Origin of the sequence: Brevibacillus sp. NRRL NRS-603, assembly GCF_003013445.1 — a bacterium.
Classification (GTDB): Bacteria; Bacillota; Bacilli; order Brevibacillales; family Brevibacillaceae; genus Brevibacillus; species Brevibacillus formosus.
On the sequence record NZ_PXZN01000013.1, the window covers coordinates 339,570 to 363,379 of the forward strand.

Annotated in this window: 28 protein-coding genes and 7 pseudogenes; 23 read left to right on the forward strand and 12 right to left on the reverse strand. The window is 40.7% G+C overall.

Going from position 1 to position 23,810, the window contains the following annotated elements:
* Positions 1–508: 508 nt before the first annotated feature.
* From C7R94_RS13445 to C7R94_RS13455, 5 genes and pseudogenes are all read left to right on the forward strand, one after another.
* Positions 509–697, forward strand: a complete 189-nt coding sequence (locus tag C7R94_RS13445; RefSeq protein WP_106781870.1) for a hypothetical protein — start codon at positions 509–511, stop codon at positions 695–697.
* A 106-nt stretch (positions 698–803) separates the two neighbouring features.
* Positions 804–974: pseudogene (locus tag C7R94_RS30985) on the forward strand (BC1872 family protein); the annotation flags it as partial.
* A gap of 263 nt (positions 975–1,237) precedes the next feature.
* Positions 1,238–1,381, forward strand: a complete 144-nt coding sequence (locus tag C7R94_RS30030; protein WP_158264677.1) for a hypothetical protein — start codon at positions 1,238–1,240, stop codon at positions 1,379–1,381.
* Positions 1,382–1,423: 42 nt separating this feature from the next.
* Positions 1,424–1,714 (forward strand): hypothetical protein, encoded by a 291-nt coding sequence (locus tag C7R94_RS13450; protein ID WP_106781873.1) that lies wholly within the window; start codon positions 1,424–1,426, stop codon positions 1,712–1,714.
* A gap of 55 nt (positions 1,715–1,769) precedes the next feature.
* A pseudogene (locus tag C7R94_RS13455) lies at positions 1,770–2,177 on the forward strand (ASCH domain-containing protein).
* A gap of 92 nt (positions 2,178–2,269) precedes the next feature.
* Here C7R94_RS13455 and C7R94_RS13460 read toward each other — a convergent pair.
* Together C7R94_RS13460 and C7R94_RS13465 are read right to left on the reverse strand one after the other, a co-directional pair.
* The gene (locus C7R94_RS13460; protein WP_106781876.1) at positions 2,270–2,677 is read right to left on the reverse strand and encodes a hypothetical protein; all 408 of its coding nucleotides are present in this window, start codon (positions 2,675–2,677) and stop codon (positions 2,270–2,272) included.
* A gap of 76 nt (positions 2,678–2,753) precedes the next feature.
* Positions 2,754–3,125 (reverse strand): hypothetical protein, encoded by a 372-nt coding sequence (locus C7R94_RS13465; protein WP_106781878.1) that lies wholly within the window; start codon positions 3,123–3,125, stop codon positions 2,754–2,756.
* Between the two features lie 460 nt (positions 3,126–3,585).
* Here C7R94_RS13465 and C7R94_RS13470 point away from each other — a divergent pair, with 460 nt between their 5' ends.
* Positions 3,586–3,798 (forward strand): hypothetical protein, encoded by a 213-nt coding sequence (locus C7R94_RS13470; protein WP_106781881.1) that lies wholly within the window; start codon positions 3,586–3,588, stop codon positions 3,796–3,798.
* 29 nt (positions 3,799–3,827) lie between these two features.
* On the opposite strand, the gene C7R94_RS13475 is transcribed toward C7R94_RS13470, so the two are convergent.
* Positions 3,828–4,202 (reverse strand): hypothetical protein, encoded by a 375-nt coding sequence (locus tag C7R94_RS13475; RefSeq protein WP_106781883.1) that lies wholly within the window; start codon positions 4,200–4,202, stop codon positions 3,828–3,830.
* A 105-nt stretch (positions 4,203–4,307) separates the two neighbouring features.
* On the opposite strand from C7R94_RS13475, the gene C7R94_RS30635 reads away from it, so the two are divergent.
* The 3 genes from C7R94_RS30635 to C7R94_RS13485 all read left to right on the forward strand — a co-directional run bounded on the left by C7R94_RS30635 (position 4,308) and on the right by C7R94_RS13485 (position 5,444).
* Complete coding sequence (locus C7R94_RS30635; protein ID WP_233220547.1) at positions 4,308–4,454, forward strand: hypothetical protein; 147 nt, start codon at positions 4,308–4,310, stop codon at positions 4,452–4,454.
* A 106-nt stretch (positions 4,455–4,560) separates the two neighbouring features.
* Positions 4,561–4,785, forward strand: coding sequence for a hypothetical protein (locus C7R94_RS30640; protein WP_233220548.1), 225 nt, complete (start codon positions 4,561–4,563; stop codon positions 4,783–4,785).
* A gap of 212 nt (positions 4,786–4,997) precedes the next feature.
* Complete coding sequence (locus C7R94_RS13485) at positions 4,998–5,444, forward strand: prealbumin-like fold domain-containing protein (RefSeq protein ID WP_106781886.1); 447 nt, start codon at positions 4,998–5,000, stop codon at positions 5,442–5,444.
* A gap of 157 nt (positions 5,445–5,601) precedes the next feature.
* Here C7R94_RS13485 and C7R94_RS13490 read toward each other — a convergent pair whose 3' ends face one another.
* Positions 5,602–5,967: a hypothetical protein gene (locus C7R94_RS13490; RefSeq protein WP_106781889.1), complete on the reverse strand. Its 366-nt coding sequence runs from the start codon at positions 5,965–5,967 to the stop codon at positions 5,602–5,604.
* A 639-nt stretch (positions 5,968–6,606) separates the two neighbouring features.
* Here C7R94_RS13490 and C7R94_RS13500 point away from each other — a divergent pair.
* The 3 genes and pseudogenes from C7R94_RS13500 to C7R94_RS13510 all read left to right on the forward strand — a co-directional run bounded on the left by C7R94_RS13500 (position 6,607) and on the right by C7R94_RS13510 (position 8,694).
* Positions 6,607–7,290, forward strand: a pseudogene (locus C7R94_RS13500) (SOS response-associated peptidase).
* A 204-nt stretch (positions 7,291–7,494) separates the two neighbouring features.
* The gene (locus C7R94_RS30645) at positions 7,495–8,292 is read left to right on the forward strand and encodes a hypothetical protein (protein WP_233220549.1); all 798 of its coding nucleotides are present in this window, start codon (positions 7,495–7,497) and stop codon (positions 8,290–8,292) included.
* A gap of 45 nt (positions 8,293–8,337) precedes the next feature.
* Positions 8,338–8,694 (forward strand): hypothetical protein, encoded by a 357-nt coding sequence (locus tag C7R94_RS13510; RefSeq protein ID WP_106781891.1) that lies wholly within the window; start codon positions 8,338–8,340, stop codon positions 8,692–8,694.
* A gap of 133 nt (positions 8,695–8,827) precedes the next feature.
* Here C7R94_RS13510 and C7R94_RS13515 read toward each other — a convergent pair whose 3' ends face one another.
* On the reverse strand, positions 8,828–9,565 hold the full coding sequence (locus tag C7R94_RS13515; protein ID WP_106781893.1) for a hypothetical protein: 738 nt from the start codon (positions 9,563–9,565) through the stop codon (positions 8,828–8,830).
* A gap of 526 nt (positions 9,566–10,091) precedes the next feature.
* Here C7R94_RS13515 and C7R94_RS30650 point away from each other — a divergent pair.
* From C7R94_RS30650 to C7R94_RS13525, 3 genes and pseudogenes are all read left to right on the forward strand, one after another.
* A complete protein-coding gene (locus C7R94_RS30650) occupies positions 10,092–10,289 on the forward strand; it encodes a hypothetical protein (RefSeq protein WP_233220561.1) in 198 nt (65 codons plus the stop codon).
* Positions 10,207–11,685 carry a recombinase family protein gene (locus C7R94_RS13520; RefSeq protein WP_233220557.1) on the forward strand — a complete coding sequence of 493 codons (1,479 nt, stop codon included), beginning with the start codon at positions 10,207–10,209 and terminating at the stop codon, positions 11,683–11,685. Before C7R94_RS30650 ends, C7R94_RS13520 begins: the two co-directional genes overlap by 83 nt.
* Before the next feature lie 33 nt (positions 11,686–11,718).
* A pseudogene (locus C7R94_RS13525) lies at positions 11,719–12,093 on the forward strand (sigma-70 family RNA polymerase sigma factor); the annotation flags it as partial.
* A gap of 240 nt (positions 12,094–12,333) precedes the next feature.
* Here C7R94_RS13525 and C7R94_RS13530 read toward each other — a convergent pair.
* The 3 genes from C7R94_RS13530 to C7R94_RS13540 form a co-directional block, all read right to left on the reverse strand.
* Entirely contained in the window at positions 12,334–12,651 is a 318-nt protein-coding gene (locus C7R94_RS13530; protein WP_106781898.1) for a DUF2834 domain-containing protein, read from the reverse strand.
* Between the two features lie 115 nt (positions 12,652–12,766).
* Positions 12,767–13,186 (reverse strand): hypothetical protein, encoded by a 420-nt coding sequence (locus C7R94_RS13535; RefSeq protein WP_106781900.1) that lies wholly within the window; start codon positions 13,184–13,186, stop codon positions 12,767–12,769.
* A gap of 515 nt (positions 13,187–13,701) precedes the next feature.
* Positions 13,702–15,396, reverse strand: coding sequence for a GMC family oxidoreductase (locus C7R94_RS13540; protein WP_106781903.1), 1,695 nt, complete (start codon positions 15,394–15,396; stop codon positions 13,702–13,704).
* A 681-nt stretch (positions 15,397–16,077) separates the two neighbouring features.
* Here C7R94_RS13540 and C7R94_RS30655 point away from each other — a divergent pair.
* Positions 16,078–16,242 (forward strand): annotated as a pseudogene (locus C7R94_RS30655) (CPCC family cysteine-rich protein); the annotation flags it as partial.
* A 1,138-nt stretch (positions 16,243–17,380) separates the two neighbouring features.
* Entirely contained in the window at positions 17,381–17,533 is a 153-nt protein-coding gene (locus C7R94_RS13560) for a transposase (RefSeq protein ID WP_199197934.1), read from the forward strand.
* Here the strand turns inward: C7R94_RS13560 and C7R94_RS30660 are convergent.
* Positions 17,521–17,616: pseudogene (locus C7R94_RS30660) on the reverse strand (DUF421 domain-containing protein); the annotation flags it as partial. The gene C7R94_RS13560 and the pseudogene C7R94_RS30660 sit on opposite strands and share 13 nt — an antisense overlap.
* An 853-nt stretch (positions 17,617–18,469) precedes the next feature.
* On the opposite strand from C7R94_RS30660, the gene C7R94_RS13570 reads away from it, so the two are divergent.
* The 3 genes from C7R94_RS13570 (at position 18,470) to C7R94_RS13580 (ending at position 20,881) form a co-directional block, all read left to right on the forward strand.
* Positions 18,470–18,895: a hypothetical protein gene (locus C7R94_RS13570; protein ID WP_106781909.1), complete on the forward strand. Its 426-nt coding sequence runs from the start codon at positions 18,470–18,472 to the stop codon at positions 18,893–18,895.
* A gap of 235 nt (positions 18,896–19,130) precedes the next feature.
* Complete coding sequence (locus C7R94_RS13575) at positions 19,131–20,321, forward strand: hypothetical protein (RefSeq protein WP_106781911.1); 1,191 nt, start codon at positions 19,131–19,133, stop codon at positions 20,319–20,321.
* A gap of 146 nt (positions 20,322–20,467) precedes the next feature.
* Positions 20,468–20,881, forward strand: coding sequence for a recombinase family protein (locus C7R94_RS13580; RefSeq protein ID WP_233220550.1), 414 nt, complete (start codon positions 20,468–20,470; stop codon positions 20,879–20,881).
* A gap of 41 nt (positions 20,882–20,922) precedes the next feature.
* Here C7R94_RS13580 and C7R94_RS30035 read toward each other — a convergent pair whose 3' ends face one another.
* Both C7R94_RS30035 and C7R94_RS30040 read right to left on the reverse strand, forming a co-directional pair.
* On the reverse strand, positions 20,923–21,108 hold the full coding sequence (locus C7R94_RS30035; RefSeq protein ID WP_158264678.1) for a hypothetical protein: 186 nt from the start codon (positions 21,106–21,108) through the stop codon (positions 20,923–20,925).
* 251 nt (positions 21,109–21,359) lie between these two features.
* Positions 21,360–21,530 (reverse strand): hypothetical protein, encoded by a 171-nt coding sequence (locus tag C7R94_RS30040; protein ID WP_158264679.1) that lies wholly within the window; start codon positions 21,528–21,530, stop codon positions 21,360–21,362.
* A gap of 452 nt (positions 21,531–21,982) precedes the next feature.
* On the opposite strand from C7R94_RS30040, the gene C7R94_RS13585 reads away from it, so the two are divergent.
* Together C7R94_RS13585 and C7R94_RS13590 are read left to right on the forward strand one after the other, a co-directional pair.
* The gene (locus tag C7R94_RS13585; RefSeq protein WP_106781913.1) at positions 21,983–22,426 is read left to right on the forward strand and encodes a hypothetical protein; all 444 of its coding nucleotides are present in this window, start codon (positions 21,983–21,985) and stop codon (positions 22,424–22,426) included.
* Between the two features lie 296 nt (positions 22,427–22,722).
* Positions 22,723–23,094 carry a hypothetical protein gene (locus C7R94_RS13590; protein ID WP_106781916.1) on the forward strand — a complete coding sequence of 124 codons (372 nt, stop codon included), beginning with the start codon at positions 22,723–22,725 and terminating at the stop codon, positions 23,092–23,094.
* Positions 23,095–23,146: 52 nt separating this feature from the next.
* On the opposite strand, the gene C7R94_RS13595 is transcribed toward C7R94_RS13590, so the two are convergent.
* The gene (locus tag C7R94_RS13595; RefSeq protein ID WP_106781918.1) at positions 23,147–23,581 is read right to left on the reverse strand and encodes a NucA/NucB deoxyribonuclease domain-containing protein; all 435 of its coding nucleotides are present in this window, start codon (positions 23,579–23,581) and stop codon (positions 23,147–23,149) included.
* 106 nt (positions 23,582–23,687) lie between these two features.
* Here C7R94_RS13595 and C7R94_RS30990 point away from each other — a divergent pair.
* Positions 23,688–23,771, forward strand: a pseudogene (locus tag C7R94_RS30990) (RNA polymerase subunit sigma); the annotation flags it as partial.
* Positions 23,772–23,810: the final 39 nt, after the last annotated feature.

A 23,810-nucleotide genomic window follows, 5' to 3' on the forward strand; every position in this document is an offset into this window, starting at 1 on the left:
GTTTGTTGTCGTCAAAAACAAATATTCGTTCACAGTCTGGGCAGCGCCAAACATCATATTTAGGAAACAGGAAGTTTGAAGAATCAAGTTTATCTACAGAAAGTATTTGGTCCCATTCCTTATCGCTGTAAACATGGTATTCTACGTCGTTTGGACATAAAGAGTTAGAAAGTAATTTACCACATACGCAATCGAACTTGGCCATCTACAATACTCACTTTCTATATTTTTTCAAAGAATACCATGAAAGTTCAGGCTATTTAACAAAATGTGTAATTAAGACTGGTCTCGATTGATCAACAAACTTAATTAGCGTTTGTGTGATGAAATTCTAATTACGAAGTAGGCAGCGACAACAACGATAAAAGCGACAGCCGCTATCAGTATTAAACCAGGATAACCAACGCTAGACACGGAGCTTCACCACCCTTAAGTCTTGAACTGATTTTGGCTAATGATAGCGGAATTTACCACAAATTTCAAGTTTTGGAAAGGAGAGATAGCTGCGTTGACACCAACTAGACAAGTTCTACTCAAACGATTGGCGAACTTTCGAACGGTACCAGGACATGGAGCGGATGTAAACAATATGTCTGATGAGAAATTGGAGACTTATGTAAAAGCCTTAGAAAGCATGTTCAAAAAAGCGTTTGAGGAGGAATACGAGGAAGATAATTACCGAGAAGCAGATCATTGAAACGCTGGCAATGAAGGTAATGGGATGGCAGCCGGGAATAGATTTTGAGCTTCGACTTGGATTTATCCTGCGGAACTGGGGAACTGAAGAATGAAACCCACTCCAAAACATAGCCGATGCGTGGATGTTGGTGGAGAAATTCAAAGAGCAAGACAGGTTTGTTGAAATATCAGTTAACGATGAAGTCTATTTTGTAATGGTGGACAGCGATGATCAATGGTTTGAAGGCGAAACTATCGCAAAAGCTATAAGCAATGCAATCTTAACAAATCGGTAATTGTTTGAAACGCTGACCTAATACCCAGTCCAATCTTCGTTCATATACGGAAGGGTTAGTAAAAACAAAAAAATAACAGTAAGGGCAAATAACAATACGTATATCCATCTAGCTTGGAAAGGCTTTGTATTCAGGATTAGAATCCATCCAAAAAGAAGGATCAATGTGATTGTCATATGAGAGTGCTCCTTTCGATAGGAATTACGAAATATAGTGATTATTGGTTACAAAACACACGATTTGATAAATGAGGAGGATGCACAATGAAACGAGTGAAAGTTCACTGGAGTTTAACTGCTAGTGTGATGCTTTTAGATGATGCTCTTGAAAGGGCTGGAATCGATTTGCGTAAGGACTATTCAATCGAAGTGGATGAAGACGGGAATTATATATGCACGCAAGATTGATCGCCTTAACATTTCATTACTTGTGAAAAGGGGATGAAGACAATGACAGACTTGAGTGGGGCAACAGTTACGCTTGAATACAATACGCTAAAGAAGTTGGAAAGTAATGAAGTTGTATTAAATGCTATTGTGCAATATATCAGCAGGTCAACGACAGTGGAGGAAGGCGACTGGATTGATGACGACACAGTTGCACCATCTACCATACTAATTGATATGAAAGCGTTGAAGCCGCTTTTGCTGAAATATTGCCTTACGGTAAGGATAAACACGAATTTTTGGAGCCAAGCGAATGCAACATCATTTTTGAATACGATGAGCAATCTATCGTAGAGATGCAGGAGGAGCCTGCATGAAGGCAATCACGATCCACTAACCCTGGGCGACGCTGATCGCCCTAGGGGGGAAACGATTCGAAACTAGAGGCTAGCCAACTAGGTATCGCGGACCCATTGCGATTCATGCCGCTAAGAAAGTGGACAAGGAGATTTGCCTACAAGAGCCTTTCCGCAGCATGCTGGCTAGTCACGGGTATACGGCGGACAACCTGCCAATTGGATCGGTTGTTGCTATATCCACACTTGCACAATGCCATCAAGTTACAGCAATCAAACCATATAGGGCTGCATTAGCTGGAGCGGATTACGTGGAAGGAAACGAATTGGTGTTTGGATGGCACGAAGTAGAGCGGTATGCATGGGAAATGACGGACGTAAAGCAAATTGATCCGGTGCCAGGAAAAAGGCAGCAAGGACTCTGGAATTGGGGAGGGGAATGGGATACAAGTAGTATATAAGATAATGTTTCTGCGGATGGGAATAAACCGACAATGGTATTTTGGCTATTTAAGTGTCGTTACGGATTTAGGTAGCTACATTTCAAATTAAGTTATTTGTGTCGACCTTCAGCAATTCTTGCAAGAACAAGTTTTCTAAGGTCATCATATTGTTCATCAACAAGAATTTGAAGGGCCTTGAGAGTTGCCTTTTTATTAGCGGCAATGCTCTTTCTAACGGAAAAGTCAGGATCATGAGCAAGTTTTACTTGCAATTCTTCAGGGAGCTTATTTTTTGAAGCGACCATGCTTCGAACTCTCCACTCTGGATGTTTTGCAAGGAGCTTGAGGATCTCAATAGGAACTGTTTTATTTTGAGCAACCCAAAAAGACATGTCTGGATAATGTTGAATTACCTCATGCCAAACATCCAATGGGGCTTCATCCCAAGCTGCACGAAGATATTCATCAGGATTCTCACATGTTCTAAGTCTTACAAATTCTTCGGCGGATGTAATCACTTAATCATTCCTCTTCGCGATGGTGTTGGGATTATCTTACAACAACGTCAGTCAAAAATCATTAGCTTAGAAAACATTACTTATGGTAATCAAATGTAAAACCTTGATTCTCCCAAATTCCATCACGCCTAATCACTTTTGCATGGACTTGGCATTTTATACCTGTTACTTCGTAAGTAGCATAGACTTGATAGCCGGATCCAAATGGAGTTACAGAAACAATTTTAAAATTTCTTAGCCATTTATCACCAACGGGGGCCTTTGATGCCTCATGATCTTCACATTCATTCCTGATATGTTTCTCAAGTATCCAACCTTTTCGGATCCAGTGATCGACCGAATTGATGATATCCCTGACCGGTCGCTTTAGATGTAAATCTGCTGCATAAGTGTTTGGGGTAATGAACGAAAACAAAAAGAAGCCCAATAAGATAATTAATTTCCACATCGAAAAGTCACTCCTTCATCAGTAACTTTTCCAGCGGCAAGGGAAAATATCAACAAAGTTCATTTAACAAAAGAGAAATTAAGTAAAGAAAGCCCCCAAGGTTCGGAGGCTTACCTAGAACTAAAACTACCAGGGCACGCTACATGCCCCTGAATTATGTCCTTTAGGGCAATAGCCAGGCGGATAACCGGGAGTACCACCAGGAATGTCTCTACCATTCCCCCTACCATCCCTACCTTCACCATATGCTAGAGCAGCACTAGATACTGATAGAACCATAACGGTTGCTAAAGCGACAGCAAGAAACTTTTTCATTGGAATCACCTCGAATTAGTATTTTTGGATTTTATATCCAATAGATTAGTCGTAGAAAATAGGAGAAGGTTACAAAAAAAATAAAAAATTTTAATTTTAGCAATGCCCCCTAGAGAATGAAAAAGAAAGAGAGTCTGAAGAAGCAATGGACAAGCAGCTAACCATTTTTGACCTAGATACTTCCTCAAGTTACAAAGAGATCGAGATGGACGGACATCTATTTAGAGCACATAAATTTGTGAAGTCAGCGAGCGGAGGCTATGTGGCTGAGGTTGAGAAGTTTTATCCGGGAACTGGTTGGATCAAGATTCAGAACTATGAAATGGTCATGCGAGTTGCAACGGCATTAGCGACTTAACATCCTATTTCGGGAGTAAACTGGAGATTTTAGTCATCCCAGTTTTCGAAAATCGAATCGCCAGCACACCACTTCTCGTAATCAAAAAGTTCAGGATTTTGGATGAGTTGAAATGAACGGACTACCCATTGTTGGATGAACGTATTTCGATTGGAAGAAGCCTGTTCTACAAAAGAACGAACTTCTTCAAGATGGTTTTTATTATTTTTAATTTTGACAGCATCCCCTACTAATAGATATAGACAAGCTAGAAAGACTTTTCGCTTATTCTTTGCCACTTTAGGGTTAACAGATAGTGATAATAGCAAAGGAGCAGTATCTATAGTAGTGATAAAAAGGTCCCAATCTTGATGTGGTAATTCTGAATCATTTGAGAACGCCCATTCGCAGATGTCATAAGTCATCGTATCAACTACTTTCTATAAAAAAATAGCCCCCAGCTGGGAGCCCGTATATTATGTTCGGCAAAAACATTATAGCATGGGCTGCCGCGAGGGGGAATTGGAAAGATGAGCGCACAATTGGATTTGTTCGTTAATGCTGAAGACAAAGAGAGAGCGAGAGAGTTGCTAAAAGCCTACCCGTCGATGAAAGCTGCCGTGGAAATCTTCACAGTGGAAAAATACTTTCCAGAGCAGTATGACTATACGGAATAGATATGGCAAACATCGAGGGGAACGGAACACGGGGGGATATTGATGGGCGCGGTACTCGTCGTGGGATTTGGTAGGTAACACGATCATTCTGCGAGAGGAACGCCCGTTGATGATCCGCAATTACGAGCAGAAGTGCAAAGCTATTGAAAGGGCAATCGGTGCCCTGCAGATTGAGGGTAGAGAGATTATAGAAAAGTGCTTCTTTGAACAGAAAAGGGACAAGCGAATCAATGAATTAGATTTGCGAATTCCAAAGAGTACCTACGACTTTCATAAAAACCGAGCCATAGACACGGTGACATTCATTTTAAAGGCGGCAGCTGTTATCTGAGCCGTCTTTTTCATTGGGCAATTTTTGGGCAAAATTCGTACTAAACTTGGGCTTTTCTTGTACTAAAATTGGGCGTCCACCCTGCTATGATGAGAACATGAAAATTTGTAAATCACCACATTTGAGCATTAAGCAAGTAGTTTATTATTGTAAAAATTTGGAATTAAGTTTAATGTAGAGTTATCTTTTGAATACTTTGGGAGGTGGGTTAGATGAGTAAGATTAAATCTGTACTGACTGTGCTGGCATTATTCACAGCTATGACATCTGTTTCTATGGGGGCTTTAGCAAGCGAAAATCGAGTCAATACATCTAGTGATATCAACATCCAGAGCGGTGTTATAAACCAAGGTGCCAAAATGTCTTTTAAGTATGAAAAAGTTACTACAGAGATTACTTCCGAGAAGTCTTTTTCCGTATCTGAAGGTGAAAAGGTTTATCTCACCGTCGTACAATGGAGTGGTGGTTGGTTTGCACCAAAAGTTAAGTATGCTATCGTTACCAATAGTGGTGGAGAAGTTAAAAGCGAGGTTGTTTTGGGTAGATATACTGATAAAAACCACACTGTAACATTTTCGGATGTTCCTCCGGGTACATACTACATTAAAGTAATTAATCAAACTATGGATCCTATATACGGGAATGGGTACATTGAATAAGCAATTTTAGGGGTAAGCATGCAAATACAAAAGAGCCACTCGGGCAATCCGGGTGGCTATTACTTTGTGATAAGACAATTTAATGGGGAGATGTTTGTTTTAAGTGGCGTTCTACTATGTTAGGAAATTTCTCCCACACAAAATTCGCTAGAACATTCTAATTGGTGTAGTTCTGTACGTATGCTTCCGCTAGTTCAACATCCTCTCCCTTTAATTCAACGCGATATTGGCAACCTTTTTTCATCCAGTAGTCTTGCTTGCTACTATTCGTAGTTGTGGAGTAAATTTCAATATCATGCTTTTCCCATTCGCTACCGCCAGAACATCTTTCTATAAGTGTTGCTTTCGCTCTCCCTTTATCTACTTTTACCCCATATCGTCCATATGCATCCTTACCAGGAACTACAGTAGTAGTATCCCTGTTATTTTTTACCACTGAAACATGGTGATAATCCAAAGCATTTGCGACAGACATCGAACCCATAATGCTAAGAGCAGTAGCAATAGAAAGAAGCTTCCTCATAAATAGATACCTCCTAATATTTGGGAATCACCGATATCATAGCATAAAATTGATTAAATTCCACATATTTCCAGATGTATTAATTTGTAAGGGTAGTGTCCGTGTTAAAGGCCAGAATATTGACTTGAGCCGTCCTAAATTCAGGACGGCCTTTTCTATGGTGTGATTACGATGAAGGGCTAAAGGAAGCGATCTGCACGGATAACAGGCTTCCATCAGAACATAAATGCCACGGATTATTGGGAGTGATAATAAATTCATTTTATAACAATTTATAGGAAAGGGTTTGATAGAAAATACACAGAAATGACAAAAATGCTTAGGTCTCGATAATAAATACAATGAAACGTATACGTGAATACGGTTAGCCAGTATACTAAACCGTCGACCAGCCGGTGTCATCGATCATGGTGTTCCACCTACACAAGCAGGCATTTTATGGCGTCGCAAAATCAATTGTCACTGGCGAGAATCGAGATTATGTTTACATTCAGCCTCAAATTAAAGCAAGCGTCAAAATGAGAAACTGGACAAAAAGCGGCATGCTGCGATCACCAGTATTTGTTGATTTCATCCTGACTGCTTAGAGCTGGTATACCAAGTAGCCATTCGGCTATGATGGTAGTAAGAGGTGATAGTATGTGCGGACGCTTTACGCTAGTGACCAACCTTAAGTTATGGAATGCAAGGTTTCAAATCGAGGTTATACCTTTCGATATGTAGCCACGATATAATATCGCACCGGGTCAATTAATCCCTGCTATTATCTCTGATCAAGGTAAGCGTCGACTCGGACAGTTAAAATGGGGATTAGTTCCGTCTGGGGTGCAGAATGAAAAGAGCGGGTGCAAGATGATAAATGCGCGGGCTGAGACGCTCACTGAAAAGCCAGCCTTTCGCCTGCTGTTTGAGAGAAAACGATGCATTGTACCAGCAGATGGATTTTATGAATGGGAGCAGCGTGAGTCAGGGAAACAGCCGATGCGGATTATGATGAAGACCGGAGAGCCGTTTGCTTTTGCTGGCCTATTTAATACCTGGATGAATCCAGAAGGTAATAAACTCCATACCTGTACAATCATCACTACCAAACCCAACGAAGTGGTCAAGGACATCCACAATCGCATGCCTGTGATATTGCGGCAACAGGACGAATTAGCATGGCTTGATCGCGAAAAGTTTGATGCTGACTTGTTACAATCGCTGCTTGTACTATATGATCACGAACAGATGAAAGCCTACCCTGTTCCAGCAATGGTTGGCAGTCCAGAAAACGACATGCCAGAATGTATTCAAGAAATAGCTAACCCGTCCCTGTTTTGAGGAGACGGGTTTTTTTGAGTTAATTTTAATTGATTCTAAAAGCAAATACCTTCTTCGGAATAATTCGGGGGAGGGATTTTTACTATGGCTTCCTGTATATTTTATAGTTTAGAAAAATTTAGTATGGATAAAAAAGGTTGACTTGATTAAATTTCCATGTAATATTCTTACATGTGGTTATGTAATATATTGGGAGGTAGTATTGTGGTAAGGATAGACAACAACTTTAATTTTCAGACTGTGCCTAGCTATAGAGATTCATTGACAAGCGTAAATAGTGTACAAGATAAATATAAAACTGGAAAGGAAACTAAATTACAGGTACCGAGTAATAATGTCGACACTGTAGAGATTTCAAACGATGCGCAGTTGATGTTGAGAAGTACTAGAAGTGCGGCATATAGTAGTCCTTGGAAGGACGTAGAGGCTATAGTATCAGACTGGTATGAGATAGGGAAACAATGGGCATCTGATGCAGCTGATTTTGCAGTAGAAGCAGGCAAAGCAGGTCTTGATTTTCTTGTATTAGATGATGTAAAAACATTATTTGACCCTAAATCCAGTAATACGGATAAGGGATTAGCTGCTTTATCTTTATTCCCTGCTGGTAAGGCAATAAAAGGGATGAAACTTCTAAAAAAATTTGACGAAGATGTTGCTAAGTTTGTTGATCGTACTCTTTCGGGAAAAGTAAAAGTCGGAAAATATTATGTAGAGTCTCGTATACATGAAGATAGCCTTCTCGTTAGAGAAGCTGAGAAGGCTATGAAAGACTCGAGAATACAGAAGGATGCTGATGCATTATTAAGAAGATACCTAGAAGGGAATAATAATCCTGGGATCGAAAATAATAATATTTTTGGAGACATCTTTGAACTCAGATCCAGAAAAGGTGCAAGAGTGTACTTGAGAAAGTCAGGAGATACTGTTGAGGTACTAGCGAAATCTGACAAACACAATCAGAAAGACGTTATCAACCGTTTGAGAAAACTATACGATTAGAAAATATTGGTTTAATATTGTCAATTGAGAAGGGATCTGTTAACTATGAAAAAGCATATTTGGATTAGCACAGAATTATCTGAGATCGAGAGTCAACAAAAAAATGATAATAATGTAGATGTAATTGTCACCTTACCAGATCGAACAAGATGGTGGGGAACCTTTTTTACTTATCAAAACATCGAAACATTACGACGGAAGAATAAAAATACTGGTGAGAACCTGTCTGGCACTTATCTATGGTCGATAAATATGGTTATTGTTGAAGATGTGAGTCGTGAAACGATTGAAAAAGTAGTGGATGAGCTTATTCGAGAAGGTGATTTACAAACAATTATGGCGAAGATCGATGATGTTTCTAGTGACTCAGAAGCTGAATATGGTGATGATTTTTTTGAATAAGCTAAGCACTCAGTCTCTACGAAGCCCTCATTTTGGGTGATAAAGAAACAACCCGTCCCTGTTTTAAGGAGACGGGTTGTTTAATGTTATACAACAAAAAGCGAGGACAAATATCGTCCTAGTTTTTTCATAATTACATTGACGCATCTATATACCAATCATCATCGCCAACGTTCAATTTCAGGTAAGAAGTTGATCCGCCAGCGCCACCAAGTGCAGTCGTTGTCCAACGCAATGTGGCTTGAGCATCACGATTTTTCGTTTCTTTTGGACGGTTAATCTGAAATTCTTCTTTGGTGTAAGAGCCCCCGATTGTTACAACTCGCCAATCAGAAATATCAGAAATATAGTCATAACCCTGTTGTACGAGGACAAAATCAGCTTTAAATTCTGCTGATTGAACCCCACTAGTTCCATCAACCAGTACATCAAAGAATTTGCAATATCCAGTTCCGCATTCTGGTTTTGGATCTTTCTTTTTAGCCATCAAGCTAGCTGCTTGTTCTGAGTTTATTGTTTCTTCCTTCAAAACCGTTACTTTAAGCTGTAATACTGAACCATCTTCGAAAGTATAACGTTGTACTGGATTTTTAGAGCTTATCTGGAAAGAAGGTGCTATTTTTTTCAATTTAGCTGGATTCACAGAGTCCCAAGGTTGCCCATTCTCATACTTCTCTATCAATTTCTCTTGCGTTACTTCGTTTATTCCCAAATCAGATAGTTTATCTTTGAGCTCTGCTAACTCTGACTCGCTCAACTTATGTTTTTGTTGAGTGACTTCTTCTGCTTTGACTTGTCCTACATGAGTAAATCCAGTTGAAGCAAATAACATTAGAGATCCTAACAGAACAGAAAAAATTTTTTTAACCATTTCATTACTCCCTCTTCCCAAAAAAGTTATTGTTGCAACAACGATTTCATAATAAAACCAATTGTTGGAAATTTCAACAATAATTTACAAATTTCTGCATATTATTTCTTTTTTCGTAAAACTTTAATAAATGTGTAGATGATGTAAATAAGGAGTATTGTAGAACCGATTAGTATTACCGAAGGTACTCCAAAGGCAAAATTCATATTATCACTCCACCTTATGTAGTTTATATAGTTAAATTAAACCATTAACTACCAATAGATACAAAAATTAATTTATAAATAATTGAATTATTATCCTATATTTTGTTAATTGAGTGGTTACAAACTGGTAACATACTTCCAATTAAATAAACTGGGGTAGTAACTTTTCGTGTCTTTGGATTGTTGTGTTGCCGCAGGGTTATTCCAACTCTTTTTAGTGAACCTGTCCGTCTCCCTTTTAAGGAGACCGGTTTTTCATGTTTCCTCACTACTTATGACAAGCCGTTCGAGCATATCATCTCGACAGGAGGGGATGAACGGTGCATGTAAAGATTATACCGGGAAGTTCTACTGACAGTATTCGTTCCGCCTGTTATCATTATTTATTAGGAAAATACAGGAGGGAGAAGCCGTATGATCGGAATATATGCCAGAGTGAGTACAGAGGAGCAGGCCAAGAGCGGATTCAGCCTCGACGATCAGTTAAGGGAATGCAGGAAGAAGGCAGCGACGAGTGAAGCTGCCGAGTACGTAGATGATGTATCAGGCGAGTTCCTAGATCGTCCGGCTCTCTCAAGGCTAAGACAAGATGTGAAGGACGGGGTCATTTCAAAAATTGTTTGTCTGGACCCTGACCGTTTATCACGTAAGCTAATGAACCAGTTGCTTATAACAGATGAATTTGATAAACGTGGTATAGAGCTTGTGTTCGTAAATGGCGAATATGCAAAAACTCCTGAAGGTCAGCTCTTTTACAGCATGCGTGGAGCGATCGCTGAATTTGAGAAGGCAAAAATTAATGAGCGTATGAGTCGGGGAAGAAGAGAAAAGGCAAGACAAGGTCGCGTTCTCCGTGACTTTCAAATATATGGGTACAGTTATGATTCTGAGAAGGAACAGATATTAATAAATGATGCTGAGGCAGCAGTAGTGCGACTTGTATTTGATCTGTTTACTCAGCCAAATGATCTTGTTGAAGGGATAAATGGAATAGCCGTTTACTTGACCAGCAAGGGGATTCCTACAAAGCGTGGGGCGAGTGTATGGCATCGACAAGTGGTACGTCAGATGCTCATGAATGAGGCATATGTGGGGAGGTTTTATCAGAATAAATGGAATACAGAAGGGATGCTCGGCAACCAGTTTCGGCAACCGGATGAGAAAGTCCGTATGAAAATGCGCCCAAAAGAAGAATGGATATTACTGCCCTGCCCATCCATTATTGATGAAATGAAGTTTGAACATGCTCAACGACTACTAAAGGAATCTAGAAGAAGATGGGCGGGCCGGAGCTTCAACGAGTACCTCTTAAGCGGCTTAGTACGTTGCGGGACTTGTGGAAATACGATGCCAGGAAGAAAAGCGAAAAACTGGAGCCAACATGTATTTGAGTATACCGACGTTAAGAATACAGCGGGTGCAAAAAATAAGGGATGCGGTCGCCGTGTAAGATGTGAGCAATTGGACAATCAGGTTTGGGAAACGGTGGCGTCTTGGTTGAATAATCCTGACGAGATTGCCGTGACAGTGGAAGATAAAGTGGAAACTCCATTCGAGCAAGTGGAGTTGGAACGATTGCAAAAAGAACTCGAAAAAACAAAAACAGGACGCAAGAGATTGCTTAAATTATTTGCTTCCGGCGAAGAAGATATTGGTGAAGAAGATATTCGCCAAGAGTTGAAAGAACTGAAGGAGAAGGAAGATAAACTGAATCAGCGTCTAAACGAGCTGCTGGATCAAACAAAACAGCAGGTCAATTATGAGTATAGCCGCAACTTGATCCAAGAAGCTGCTGAATATTATTTATCGAAGGGACAGGATGATCTTACCTTTGAGGATAAAAAAGAGCTAATCCGACATGTGGTAAGGGAAGTACGAGTTTTTGAAGAGAGCGTGGAGATTTACACGTTCTAAGTTTGCCTATGCAACCCTTTTGACATTTAGATTGAAATCCTCATGCATCTGAGAAGTCTGAAAAAAACCAAAAAAGATGTTTCCTTGCACGACCCAATCGGGACGGATAAGGAAGGCAATGAAATCACCTTAATCGACGTCCTTGGCACAGAAACCGACGAAGTGGTCGACGCTGTGCAGCTCAAGCTGGAGTCCAATAAAATTTACCAGCACATACACATCCTCGATGAGCGCGAAAAAGAGGTGATCATCGGCAGGTTTGGACTGGATCAGGACAAAGAAAAGACACAGCGTGAAATTGCGCGTGAGCTGGGTATTTCTCGTTCGTATGTATCCCGTATCGAAAAGCGAGCGTTAATGAAGTTGTTTAATGAGTTTTATCGGACGAAACAGCCGCAAGGAAGATAAAAGTTAAGGGAGTAAAGGAAAATCATTTGGAAAAAGATCACCCGTAAGAGAGGCATTCTTTAAGCCAGCCGTCTTACGGGTGATTGCTGTGCGAATAACCTTAAATTGATTGTATTTGTACTACGACCGATATTGGTTCTTAGAACAACACAACATCAATTTGAAAGTATCCAATCTGATGGAAAGTCGATATTTCTCCAATCGTTCCCTTCTTGAAGTGTTTTTCAAGGGTAACGATAGTTATCTTCCTTTATCTATTGTTTTTTGTCTGAAGTAAAGAAACAGAGGAAAAGCAAATGATAGACCAACAGTTAAAGTTGCGGCGATGTAAATCCACCAATGCTTAATGTGATGTTTTCTAACTTCTTGAAAAAGAAATGCCCAGAAAATTAAGCATGAGATAAAAAAATCGGTTGCAAAAAAAGAAGAAATGTTGTTTGCAAAAAGTTCCGATGTGAAGAGTTTGATATCTAATCCATTTGCACGAAGGAACGGAATGAAATAACTGTAAGGCAAGACTGCTCCCAAAATGGCCAGTAACAAATATAGGTTTTTCATTCTCAACTTCCCACCCTTATTTTTGGGGATATTATACTGTAGGTAAAGAGTCCACTTCAATTCGTTCGAGAGTAAAATATTTACAATTTAGGGAATCTACACGTTTTTCAAAATGCTAAATACCATGGTGAACGATATTGTAGTTTTCATGAAAAGCCCGTTCAGCAATAGCTGCCAAAGCGGATAGGGTTTTAGTCAGTTCATCTCTGGTGCAATTCCACTTCTCGTAGGCACCATTCCCATTCTCATCCATCACAAAGTCTCCGGTTAGCCGGAACGTTGAAGGAGCCAGAGAAAACAGCCGTGACCAATTTAAACAAATGTCTTTGAGAAGGTTCGCACCTTCATGACGAATGATTGTAATGCCGTGGTAATTTAAGCCAGTTTGGTTTTCTTGGGTTGAGGGATTAAAGGAAGGTATCCAACGAAGAGAGTCCCATATGTAGAGGACAAGGTTATCGCTTAAAACTACCGTCTCAAATGGTTCATTTTCGTTTTCACTTCGTACTAAGTAAAATTCATGTGTAAGTCCCATTTTATCACCTGGAGTTCGTCAGTTTTCTGGTTCATAGTAACAAAATGTGTACTAAGTCAATGACGAAGAAATCATCCAAAATATCTCCGTTTAGATTGAATAGTAGTTTATATGAGCCAAGTTTCTTGTTTTTAAAAACTATTGGAATGTATGAGACAACATAATCAAATCCCTATGAAATACTCATATGTTATGTTTTCATCCCATCTATCAACGAACAAGGCTACTTCTTTTAGCGATATGCCTAAATCTTCGGGCTTAAAATCAACACCGAATACAGAATTGATTCCTCGGTGTCTTCACTTTGGTAGTTTAGCTTTAATTTACCACATTCAATACAAATCGCTTCATTTTCTGATAAAAACGAGCTGTTAGGTGGAATCAAAGAATTGAGACATTGAATGGAAATGAAGAATAGCACATGAGTTGCACTATTCTTCATCAGGGGTGGCCAAAAAAAGACCCATGATTGATTCTTGCACACAGCAGAATCAATCATGGGCTATTCTATATGATCAATCACGATGTTCCTCTTCACGAATAAAACGTACGGCATTTAACCCAATCATCCGAGCTGGGGTGGACGTGTTGCTATCAGGTAAAACAGGAGCAACAGAAAGATCAGCGACTTTCAGATTTTTGGTGCCAAAAACATTGAGGAATCCATCAACGACTCCTTCCTGAATACTTCTCGCCATTCTGCATTGTCCTCCGAAATGAGCAAAATTCGAATAGGAAGCGCGGGCATAATCAGCGAGCTGGTCACGCTTTTCTTTTTCATTCTTTATATGGAAGATAGGTTCTGGCGGGTATACTACCTTGTAACCGCCTTTTGGATCCCGTTTACGAGCCTTCGCGATAATCTTATATGTCTCGATATATTGGTCTACGATATAGCGTAAGTCATCTGGATTTTCAAGCGGATTGAACTGAATGGATGGATACGCTTCCGGGTCACTGTGAGTTGCCAAGATGGTGCCTCTGCTTTTGGGGTTTACATCGGCAATGCCAATGCTCATGACATTTCTCGATTTCGTGGGATCAAATCCCCAGTGATTGAAAATCACATCTTGGGACGGGAGAAAGATGGGGAATGGCAGCCCTAATAATTGAAGGCGACGCCCAGGTCCTTTGTCCTTTTTAAAAGCGCCAAGCGTAACCGGTTGATCTGGGTCAGCTTCCAATATCGGCAGAAGTCGGTCTGTTTTTAGCTCAACTCCCATGCCAACAGCATAATGAGTTTGGAAATTGTAGCCAACATGTGGGCTTTCCACCAATGGTGTTATACCTGCATCACGCAAGTCCGACGATCGTCCGATTCCCGATCGCTGCAAAATCACCGAGGAGAAAAAACCAGCTGAAACAATGACCCCTTTTCGAGCAAAAGATTGTTGCGTCACCCCGTCCCTTACATATTCAACACCCGTTGCAATATAATCTTGCCCTTCTTGTGTAAAGAGTATTTTATTCACGGTCGTTTTTCCAAAAATGACAAGCTTTCTGCCTCCGACCCCAAACTCATCGGGTTGAAACTCATTGCCTTGTGTGACAATCTTCTCATTTAAATAGCCAGTGGTAGTAGATGAACGGACAAACTTGCCATCCACTTCTTGTTGGATGAGCTGTGTTTTGAAAAAGGTGCAATCTCTTATTCCCGTATTGTAATCTTCGACAATGGGGATGCCCAAAACATCCGAGGTTGCCTCCGCTAACGTTTGGATCAGACCATGTTTCGGGATGAGTTGCTGTCTGACAAAAACGGGGCCATGTCTTCCTCGTTCGTCCGGGCTTTGTGTTTTTCCCGTGTAAGTTTCATCTTGTTTGAATAGGGAGCGTATATTCTCGTACTTCCATTGTTTGCCGACGAGGCTTGCCCACTGGTCATAAAGTTGACGGCTTCCACGAAAAGCCCCCATGAAATTGTGTTGGGAGCTCCCCCCGATGACCCTTCCACCCGAAAGTTTAAGCTGACGTCCAATATTTTTCTCGATTTGTGAATAAGCCATATAGGAAAGCTTGTTATCATTTGCTGCTGCGGCTGCCGCTAAAACAGAGGCACTGCTGTTCGGCATATTCGTACCTGCTTCCAGGACGAGGACGGAAGTTCTCTTGTCATCCGATAGTTCTTTTGCGATTGCCCCTCCGGCAGTCCCAGCGCCAATGACAATGTAATCAAAATGATCATCAACAGAGTGTGCACCTGCTCCCACGACGGTCACTTCCCCTTTTATCTCATGTCCTACATTTCAAGCTATTCACAAAAAAGCAGCTTGTTCCTTATTGGGGCCAGGCTGTTTCATCAAAATGAAGCATGTTGTGAGAGGTGAACCAGAACAACTGTCTGCCGCCGGCTATGAGCTGTAGGAGATGTCCGACCCGCGATCTGCGTCTAATGGCTTCCTCATCACAAGCCTGCGTTTTTCCATCCGCGGCAGATGATGTGACAATCGACTCTCGTGTAGACTATGTCCTCCAAAAAATAATAGAATATGGGAGTTATCATGTGGTAAATCCCTTCCGCGTATAGCATGTAGTCCTTTATTTGTAGAGAAAGAGGGAATCTAAGCTCTACAGTAATAGTTATTGTGTGCCAAGTGTTCGGAGTTGGAAGGATTTAGAGAATAAGGCTTACGAGTTTACCGACTTCGCTTTCGAGGATGACGAAGTTCCTATGCCTGATGCATCAATTTATTTGTCTTATTATCATAGTCCAGTTTGCGTTACTAGCATGGAATTCGGGAAGAGAACAGATCGCTCCATTAAGAATGTCGATGAAATGTGAAGTGGGTTTTGAGAACGGAGAACATGGTATTCAGTCTTGTGAACTTCATGTCTACTCGAGATTGGGGATTACGTTGGATGATTATAAAGAGTAATTTGGAGGTGGATACATGAAATACACTTGTCCTTGTTGCGGTTATAAAACATTTGACTTAAAACCCCCGGGAACCGTTGATATTTGTCCAGTTTGTTATTGGCAGGATGATTTACATCAGTACTTTGACCCGGATTTTGAGGGGGGCGCAAATATTTTATCCTTGAGACAGTCTCAAGAGGCTTTAAAAGATAAAACAGATCTAATAAATGATAACTACGCATTCGATGGTCCGAAAGATATATCAAAAATAAGGCGTATGCCCTTGACGGAGATTGCTAGGATCTTTATTGCCCTTGATGTACCCCTTGAAAAATTGCTTGGACTGTATCTTGGCTTTATTGTGATTAAAGAAAGTAGTTTTGTTTTCAACTATGAAGAAATCTATGAACTCATAGGTGATGATTGTGAGCTAATTAGCCGTTATATAAAGATTCGAGAAAGGAAAGATCCAAATGCAATTCTTAAGGAAATTCATGGACTTGCCGATAATGAAGCTGACAAAGAAATCAAGAAAATCGAAGAGGTATTTGTTAAAAAACTTATTGAAAAGTTGGTCACAGACGCGAATGAAGGAAGTCCCAACAAAATCCCGACAAAACGCGGACAAAATCAGGGATAAAAGGCAGGACGATTTGAAATTGTGTAATCGGTAATCTTGAGTCAAGAGCAAGCTACATCTGCTCATGGGAGATACCGTCTATCCCTTATCAATAGCGTACCTGAGCGAATCTATGGGTGATGACGAATGTGACCTTACAAGAGGGGGACACATTCTGAGCCTGAACGCGCTCGTCTTGCGATGATCTGAGTAGGGAACCATGCAATTATTTTCATTGTATGCATTTCAACGTTTTCAAGTTTGGGAACCCCTCTCGGAACTTTGGAAAACCTGCCGAAAGAGTGGTGCTTTTTATATAGACAAGCGCCTGCCATTACCTCAGAATGGAAATATAGGGGGTGAGATTTTGCCAGAAATTTATCTAGGAATTTCGATACCTGAAATTGTTGTTAGTTCGAAAATTATTCTTCCAAGTATCGCAGGGGTTATTGTCACAGCGATCCTAGTAAGAAATAGTTTAAATTAAGCAGCCACGTTGTGCTTTTTCTTTTACAAAACAAGATCAATAAGATGAGCTTACTAGGCTGACAATTAATTACACAAGTTTAAGTACAGTATGATTCTGCGAGCTAACAAGACTTTTTGATAAAATGGAGACAAGCAAATAAGAAATAAGCCATTCGGAATGATATGATCCCCTCAAAGTGGACAGAAAAAAGTAAGCACCTTACTCTGTCTATTATGGGGGGATTTTCTCATGGGAAAAATCAGAAGAACTTTTGACGCTGCCTTTAAGAAAAAAGAAGTGGATTTATATTTGAGAGATGGAATGGGTTATAAAACCGTAGCAAAAGAATTTAGGCATCGGGCCTTCTGTAGTGCGTTAACCATTACTAGTAATAAGTGTTGAATGATCGAAGTACCAATCTCGATCAGTACAATTACTTGGGCCATAGTCATTTGAGAAATTGATTTTCTACCAGCAATTCGCAGTACAAAGGGGACCGATTACAATCACACCTACAGTCTTCATATAAGAGTCCAATTCATGCTGATACCCCCGCATTCATGATGGTATAGGTTGCGCAATTTCCAGGGGAAATTTTCAAACCACACGATTTGTAAAATGGGGAGGAAAGCGGATGAAAGTATGTAGCAAGGAGACGACTAGGCAAGACAACAATCAATGTGTGAAACGATAGTGGCAGGCAATGAAAGAGGCGCTAAGGTTTTTATACGCAAAGAACCACGAGGATCGGTTATTTCAGTACATTCAAAGCACGACGTAGTTTCTTTGCAAATTATATGGGAGTGCATGTACAAGTGAAATGACAGCAATGGAATTACTACAAATGGTTGCACGTCTGGAACCAATAGATGAAAGAAGAAGTCAGAAAGCCCTGTGTGTTGCTGTCCAAAATAAAAAGGAGCGACAGGGCATTGCAGTCACTCGGGATGATCTGAGTGTTTTTTTATGTCCAAAAGACCGACAAAAACCATGGATAAAACCCGGACAAAATTAGGAATAACAGACGAAATATTCTGATCGCATATGCACCAGTTGTAACAAGCTTAGCAGGGAACATGCTTTTAAATATTTTCTTGCAACCTGTCCTTAAAGTAAGGTTTGGCTTGAGCTGGAGTCCCCTAGAGAAAAAATAGTTGAATATTTTCAAACAATACAATTGTATTATCTTAAAGTGAGTGTTATGATGTTTTTGTAATAAATGGGAGTAAATGGAAGTTGTTACTGTAACATTTGAATATCGGCAACCAAATCCACTCCCCCGTTAACTTGCTTCTCTTCTGAGGGCGGGTAAAAAAAGAGAAAGAAGGAGTGTTTTCGATGAAAAAGTTTCTGACTAGTTTAGCAACATTGGCACTATTGACTTCAGCCGTACCTGCATTTGCACAGGAGGGACAGCAATCACCTGCATCTACTGCAACCGGTCACTATTCATCATCCAAAATATCTTCTAACGAAGATGAAAAGTATGAAGATGTGTTTCAAGATATTGGGGTGAAGTTTAATTCTATTCCAGGTGCAGATAGATATAAGTGGGTTCGTTACAATATAACCGATGGATATGAGGATATGAGTGGTACTTCGTACACTACTAGCACAAAAATTTATAGTTTAAGAATTGGAAAACTATACAGAATACATGCTTATGCGCTAGACCAAAACAATAATGTAATCGCAGTATCAAACGCAGTGGAAATTAGAGGGGAAAGAAATGCCGATACGACTATTTTTCTTTGGTTAAAGTAATTTCTAACGGAATAGATAGACATAAAAGCACCCCCGCGGTGCTTTTTCTATTGCAAAATTAACTCAGTAGGCAACGGTTTTAGTCGTCTTCCCTTGTCTAGCATTTCTCATATTCAAATTAGCCATGATGGTGCGATGTAACTTTATTCAAAAAGGGTGCGTCTAACAAATGTATTTGCAAACTCCCGTGAATCATATTCCGATGCGTTTACCACATTGAGGAGGTAACAAATCCATGAAAAAGGCTGTGTTCACCGCTGCAATCGCAGTCGTTCTGTCTGTCGGACAGATTGTCTATCCGATTCAAGAGGCAGGAGCGGCAACGGCGGCCTCTTATCGCATTGCCTACAAAATGCCCACGGTCAATACGCTGGAAGAAAAAGAAGTTTTTCATTTTCTCCTAAAAGGGGCGCTCAAGATCAAAAATCCGCATCCGGCCAGCATCCTGGACAAAAACAGAAAAAGCCTCACGGAAATCGTCGGCGACCTTAACGGTACAGACACGCCGCGCGGTTTCATGATCGATGAATTCAGCGTCTCTAAAAATGGGTATTTGCTGGCCCTGTACAATGAGATCGGGATATTGGACCCCGTCTATCCCCAAGGTTACGATCCGGCCGCGATCAGCAAGCAAATATTGGAGCAGCAAGCATCTGGTCAATGGGGAGGCGAGCTGCGACGAAAGCGGGGAGAGATGGAACTAAATGCGCGGATAAAGGCACTTGTCCAGGCGGGGTACGTACAGCCTGAGGAACTGAAAGACCAACGGCTAACGAAGCAATTTGTTGCGGAGACGTTGTACCGCATGTACAAAAAAGTTAGACCTTATAAGGGGAGTGTAGCTCCCAAGGATAGCCAAAGTGAAGCGGTCCGCTGGGCAGTAGAGGTAGGGGTGCCGGGATTCCAGGTCGATACAAAAGGGTATGTGTATCCGGAATCTCAGCCGTACTACACAAATATGCTCGATTTCCTCCATCTGTTTTTGCCGAGCAAAAAAATGGCGGCTGGATGGGAGTATTTTCAATACGAAGTCAATCAAGACATGCTGCTAGAGGCCGTGCACAACTATTCAGGCCAATTGTTGCATGTAAACAACAAGCCGTTGTCTTCCCTTCCCAACTACGTGATGCTGTCTGATCTTCCAGAGAAGAAGAAGGCCGAAACGCAGCTCAGCGCCTCTCTTGCACCTAAAGTACTGGAGATGGTGGAACAGGTCCGGCGAGAAGTCCAAAAACCTCGCGTGTGGGACTGGCGAACAGACGTAATCCGGCATCCTTCCTTTACTAAACTTGTGAGCGAGTACCGGAAAACGAAGAGCCAAAAAGCGCTGAATCAGGTCTATCAAACAGTCAAGGCCCGCTATAATTTATTCGATCGGCAGGACTCGCCGCAGGTCATGAAAAGCGTTCTAGATCATATTCGGTGAGCTTTCGACGCGTCTAAAACTTTATCTAAACATTATTATCGATACAATGATCAAACAATAGCACCCGTGTGGTGCTTTTTTCATGTTTGCTCACTACTTTTAACAAGCCGTTCGCGCATATCTTCTCGACAGGAGGGAGAAGCCGTATGATCGGAATACATGCCAGGGTGAGTACAGAGGAACAAGCCAAGAGCGGATTCAGCCTCGACGATCAGTTAAGGGAATGCAGGAAGAAGGCAGCGACGAGTGAAGCTGCTGAATATCTTGACGATGTATCAGGCGAGTTCTTAGATCGACCGGCTCTCTCAAGGCTAAGACAAGATGTGAAGGATGGGCTTATTAAGAAGATCGTTTGTCTTAACCCAGACCGTTTATCACGGAAGCTGATGAACCAGCTGCTAATGACAGATGAATTTGATAAACGCGGGATTGAGCTCGTATTCGTGAATGGCGAATACTCCAAGACTTCAGAAGGACAGCTCTTTTACAGCATGCGAAAAGGCAAGACAAGGCTGTGGGTGAATGAGCAAAAAAGACCCACCCTATCGCACATTCACTAAGGGTGGGGGTGGGAATCGTTACCCTGCCTATGGCTCACTCTTTAGGGATTCGATCCAATCAGCATGACAGGTATCGCATAAAAGTTCATCGCGATCCTGCTTACCTTGGAAAAACGTGATTTGGCGAGCGCTGTCGGTTTCACGTTCACAGTAGTAACAGCGATATTTGCCCAATTCGTTCCCTCCTTGAAGAGTTTTTCAAGAGTAACGATAGTTATCCTCTCCATCTATGGTGTTATCTAACACACTAGAAATTTTTTAAATGATCACAAGCTTCGCTATGTGAAATCACTCGTCGTTTTTGCTGATAGATGTAAGAATACTCTGAATTCTAATATCTAAAGAAAGGAAACTGAAAAAGATAAGAAATTATTGTGGAACTCTTTTTCGTCGGGGGCAAGTATAACAATCAAGTTGAATGAGTCAAGCTTCTACGAGGGCATATATAAGCCCCCAATAAGGGGGCGTGGTATCACTATTACCAAGGGCAAATATCTTGTCCACCTGGAACTTTTTTGCATTCAGGTTTCCCACCAGTGCACTCTTTTAAAGGCTGGCAAGGGTTCCAAGCTGAAACATAGCTAGTAGATACAGACATAACTAAAAATGCAGCAAAAGCAATCGTGAAGAATTTTTTCATAGCAACCACCTTTATCTCACCTTTGTTATCTATTACCAATTATTAATACGTCGGAAATATTAAAAAAGTCACGAAAGATGTGAATCATATTCAAAAAATAGCATGTCGGGGGCAATTCAAAAGCTCATACTTAGAAAAAAGACGAGGATTTTCCTTTTATTGAAGAGTTGAAATATATATGAATACATTCTGATCGTTGCAGGAAACCATGATTATTTTCTAGTCAACTCATTTCATTACTTTGCATGGCTATATTGTAACAGGAAAAGAATAACAACTAAGTTTAAACAATACGATTGTATTAATTAAAAAAGCGTGTTATGATGTCTTTGGGAATGTAAATAGATGGAAATTATGTATATTTATGATTATCGGTTCGTCGTAGTCGACGAAACATCTCGGTAGATAGGAATATGAGAAGGTATGTTAGAAAAAATTAAGTAGAAATAGGAGTGTGGATTATGATTAAAAACTTAATAACTTTGGGTGCAGTTTTTTCTGCATTAACTTTCGGTTCGCAAACTGTGTTTGCAAGTGAAATCGCACAATCTCAAACTTCTCTTAACCAAGGGCAGAGTAAGCTTCAAGCTGACATACAAAGCGAGTCTCCTTTCTTCTGGTTTCATCTTTCGAGATTAGATAGGATAGCTTCCTCAGGAACATTCACTATCAACTCAAATACGAAGGTTAAGGTAATAGCTTTTACAGGTAGTGTAAGTTATCCAGTGTTCCCGGATTCAAAGGTCTATATAGTTAACCCAAATGGAAAGACTCTGTCTATGTCAGTAGTTGGGAATCAATATAAAGAAGAGTATTTTGAACTTGAGCCCGGGACGTATTATTTAGAGTGCGTAAATTATGGAAGTGGTCCTATTTATATGAATGTAAATTTATATAAAAATTAGAATGCTGACTTAGTAGCAGGAGAAATCTACTACTCTGAGTAAGTGGTACGCCGTCAGACGAGATTGTATGGGAGTTCAAAATACGTGAAGATCAAAGTCACCAAAATACATTAGGTTTTCTTGTTGGCGGGAGCTATCTATTTTTAGATTCTCATAAAATCGAAACGAGTCGTGCTTACGAACAAACATTTTATGAACTAGCAAAAAGTGATAAGCAGATTATAAAAATAGTAGATGTATCGGGAGATGTAGTAGAGGGCTTCGACAGTATCAAAAAGCTTAATGAAAGTGCTGAAGTGATTGCCGAGGTTGAAATCAATGAATCGGAGAGCTTCCAGTATAAAAGCGTCGTTTTTACCCTTAGTGATGCAAAAGTCAAACAAGTGCACAAGGGTGATGTAGAGCCGGAAAATGTGATCAAAATACTAGAGACCGGCGGATATAAAGATGGAACAGCGTATACTTTTGAAGGTAATGAAGTATTTGAAACAGGTGAAAAAGCGTATGTATACTTAGAAAAATATGAAGGTCCCGTTGTCGAAGACGCGTACGTAATTAAAGGGGTTTATCAAGGGAAATTCCTGGAGGAAGAAGGTAAGTTGCAGTCTTCTAATGGAGTGGCCAAAGGATTGCAGGTAAATAGCGCAAGTCAATTAGGACTTGATTAAAATTAATGACAATAGACAAGTGCCCCCGCAAACACGCGAGGGCACAGAGACCTTATTTGACCAAGATTTCAACCTTGGTTCCGTCTGGAAATTCCTCTAGTTGATTGGAAATCCACGATCCAGCTCCTCGATTATCTGAAGGCGATATGTATTGGATATGTGCTCCTGTGCCTCCCTCCGCACACATAGCCATTGGCCATTCATCTCGATCGAACCCTTTTTTTGTAGGAATGCCTTTTAGTGATTCTTGGCGATTTTCATCTGCTCCATTACGGTCAATTGTGCATATAGCTGACTTCCCAGAGGCAATCGCTTCTTTGATATGCTTTGCAGTCTGAGGGTATCGATCAGACGGAAAGACAATGGTATGGTCTGCGTTTCCGGTGCTGACTGTTTTGTTCTCTATTGGCATTGGCACAATTCCAAAGAGATAGGCGGCGCCAATCAGCAGCACCACAATCAACATCAGCATTTTTTTCTGGGTCATGCTTTTTGTCCTCCAATTATAAGTTCTTTTTCAATAATAACACCGCCAAGCATTATGTCGAAGTGTTGTGATTGCCTATAATCTTCTGTAAGGCTTTTTCAGCGGCGGCAGGTTTGGGCTGAATCAGGAAAAAGACACGACACAGTGCGAAATAGCGCGTGAGCTGGGCATTTCACGTTCGTATGAATCCGTAGATCAGTATCCAGGGATTCCTTGCATATGAGGAGGC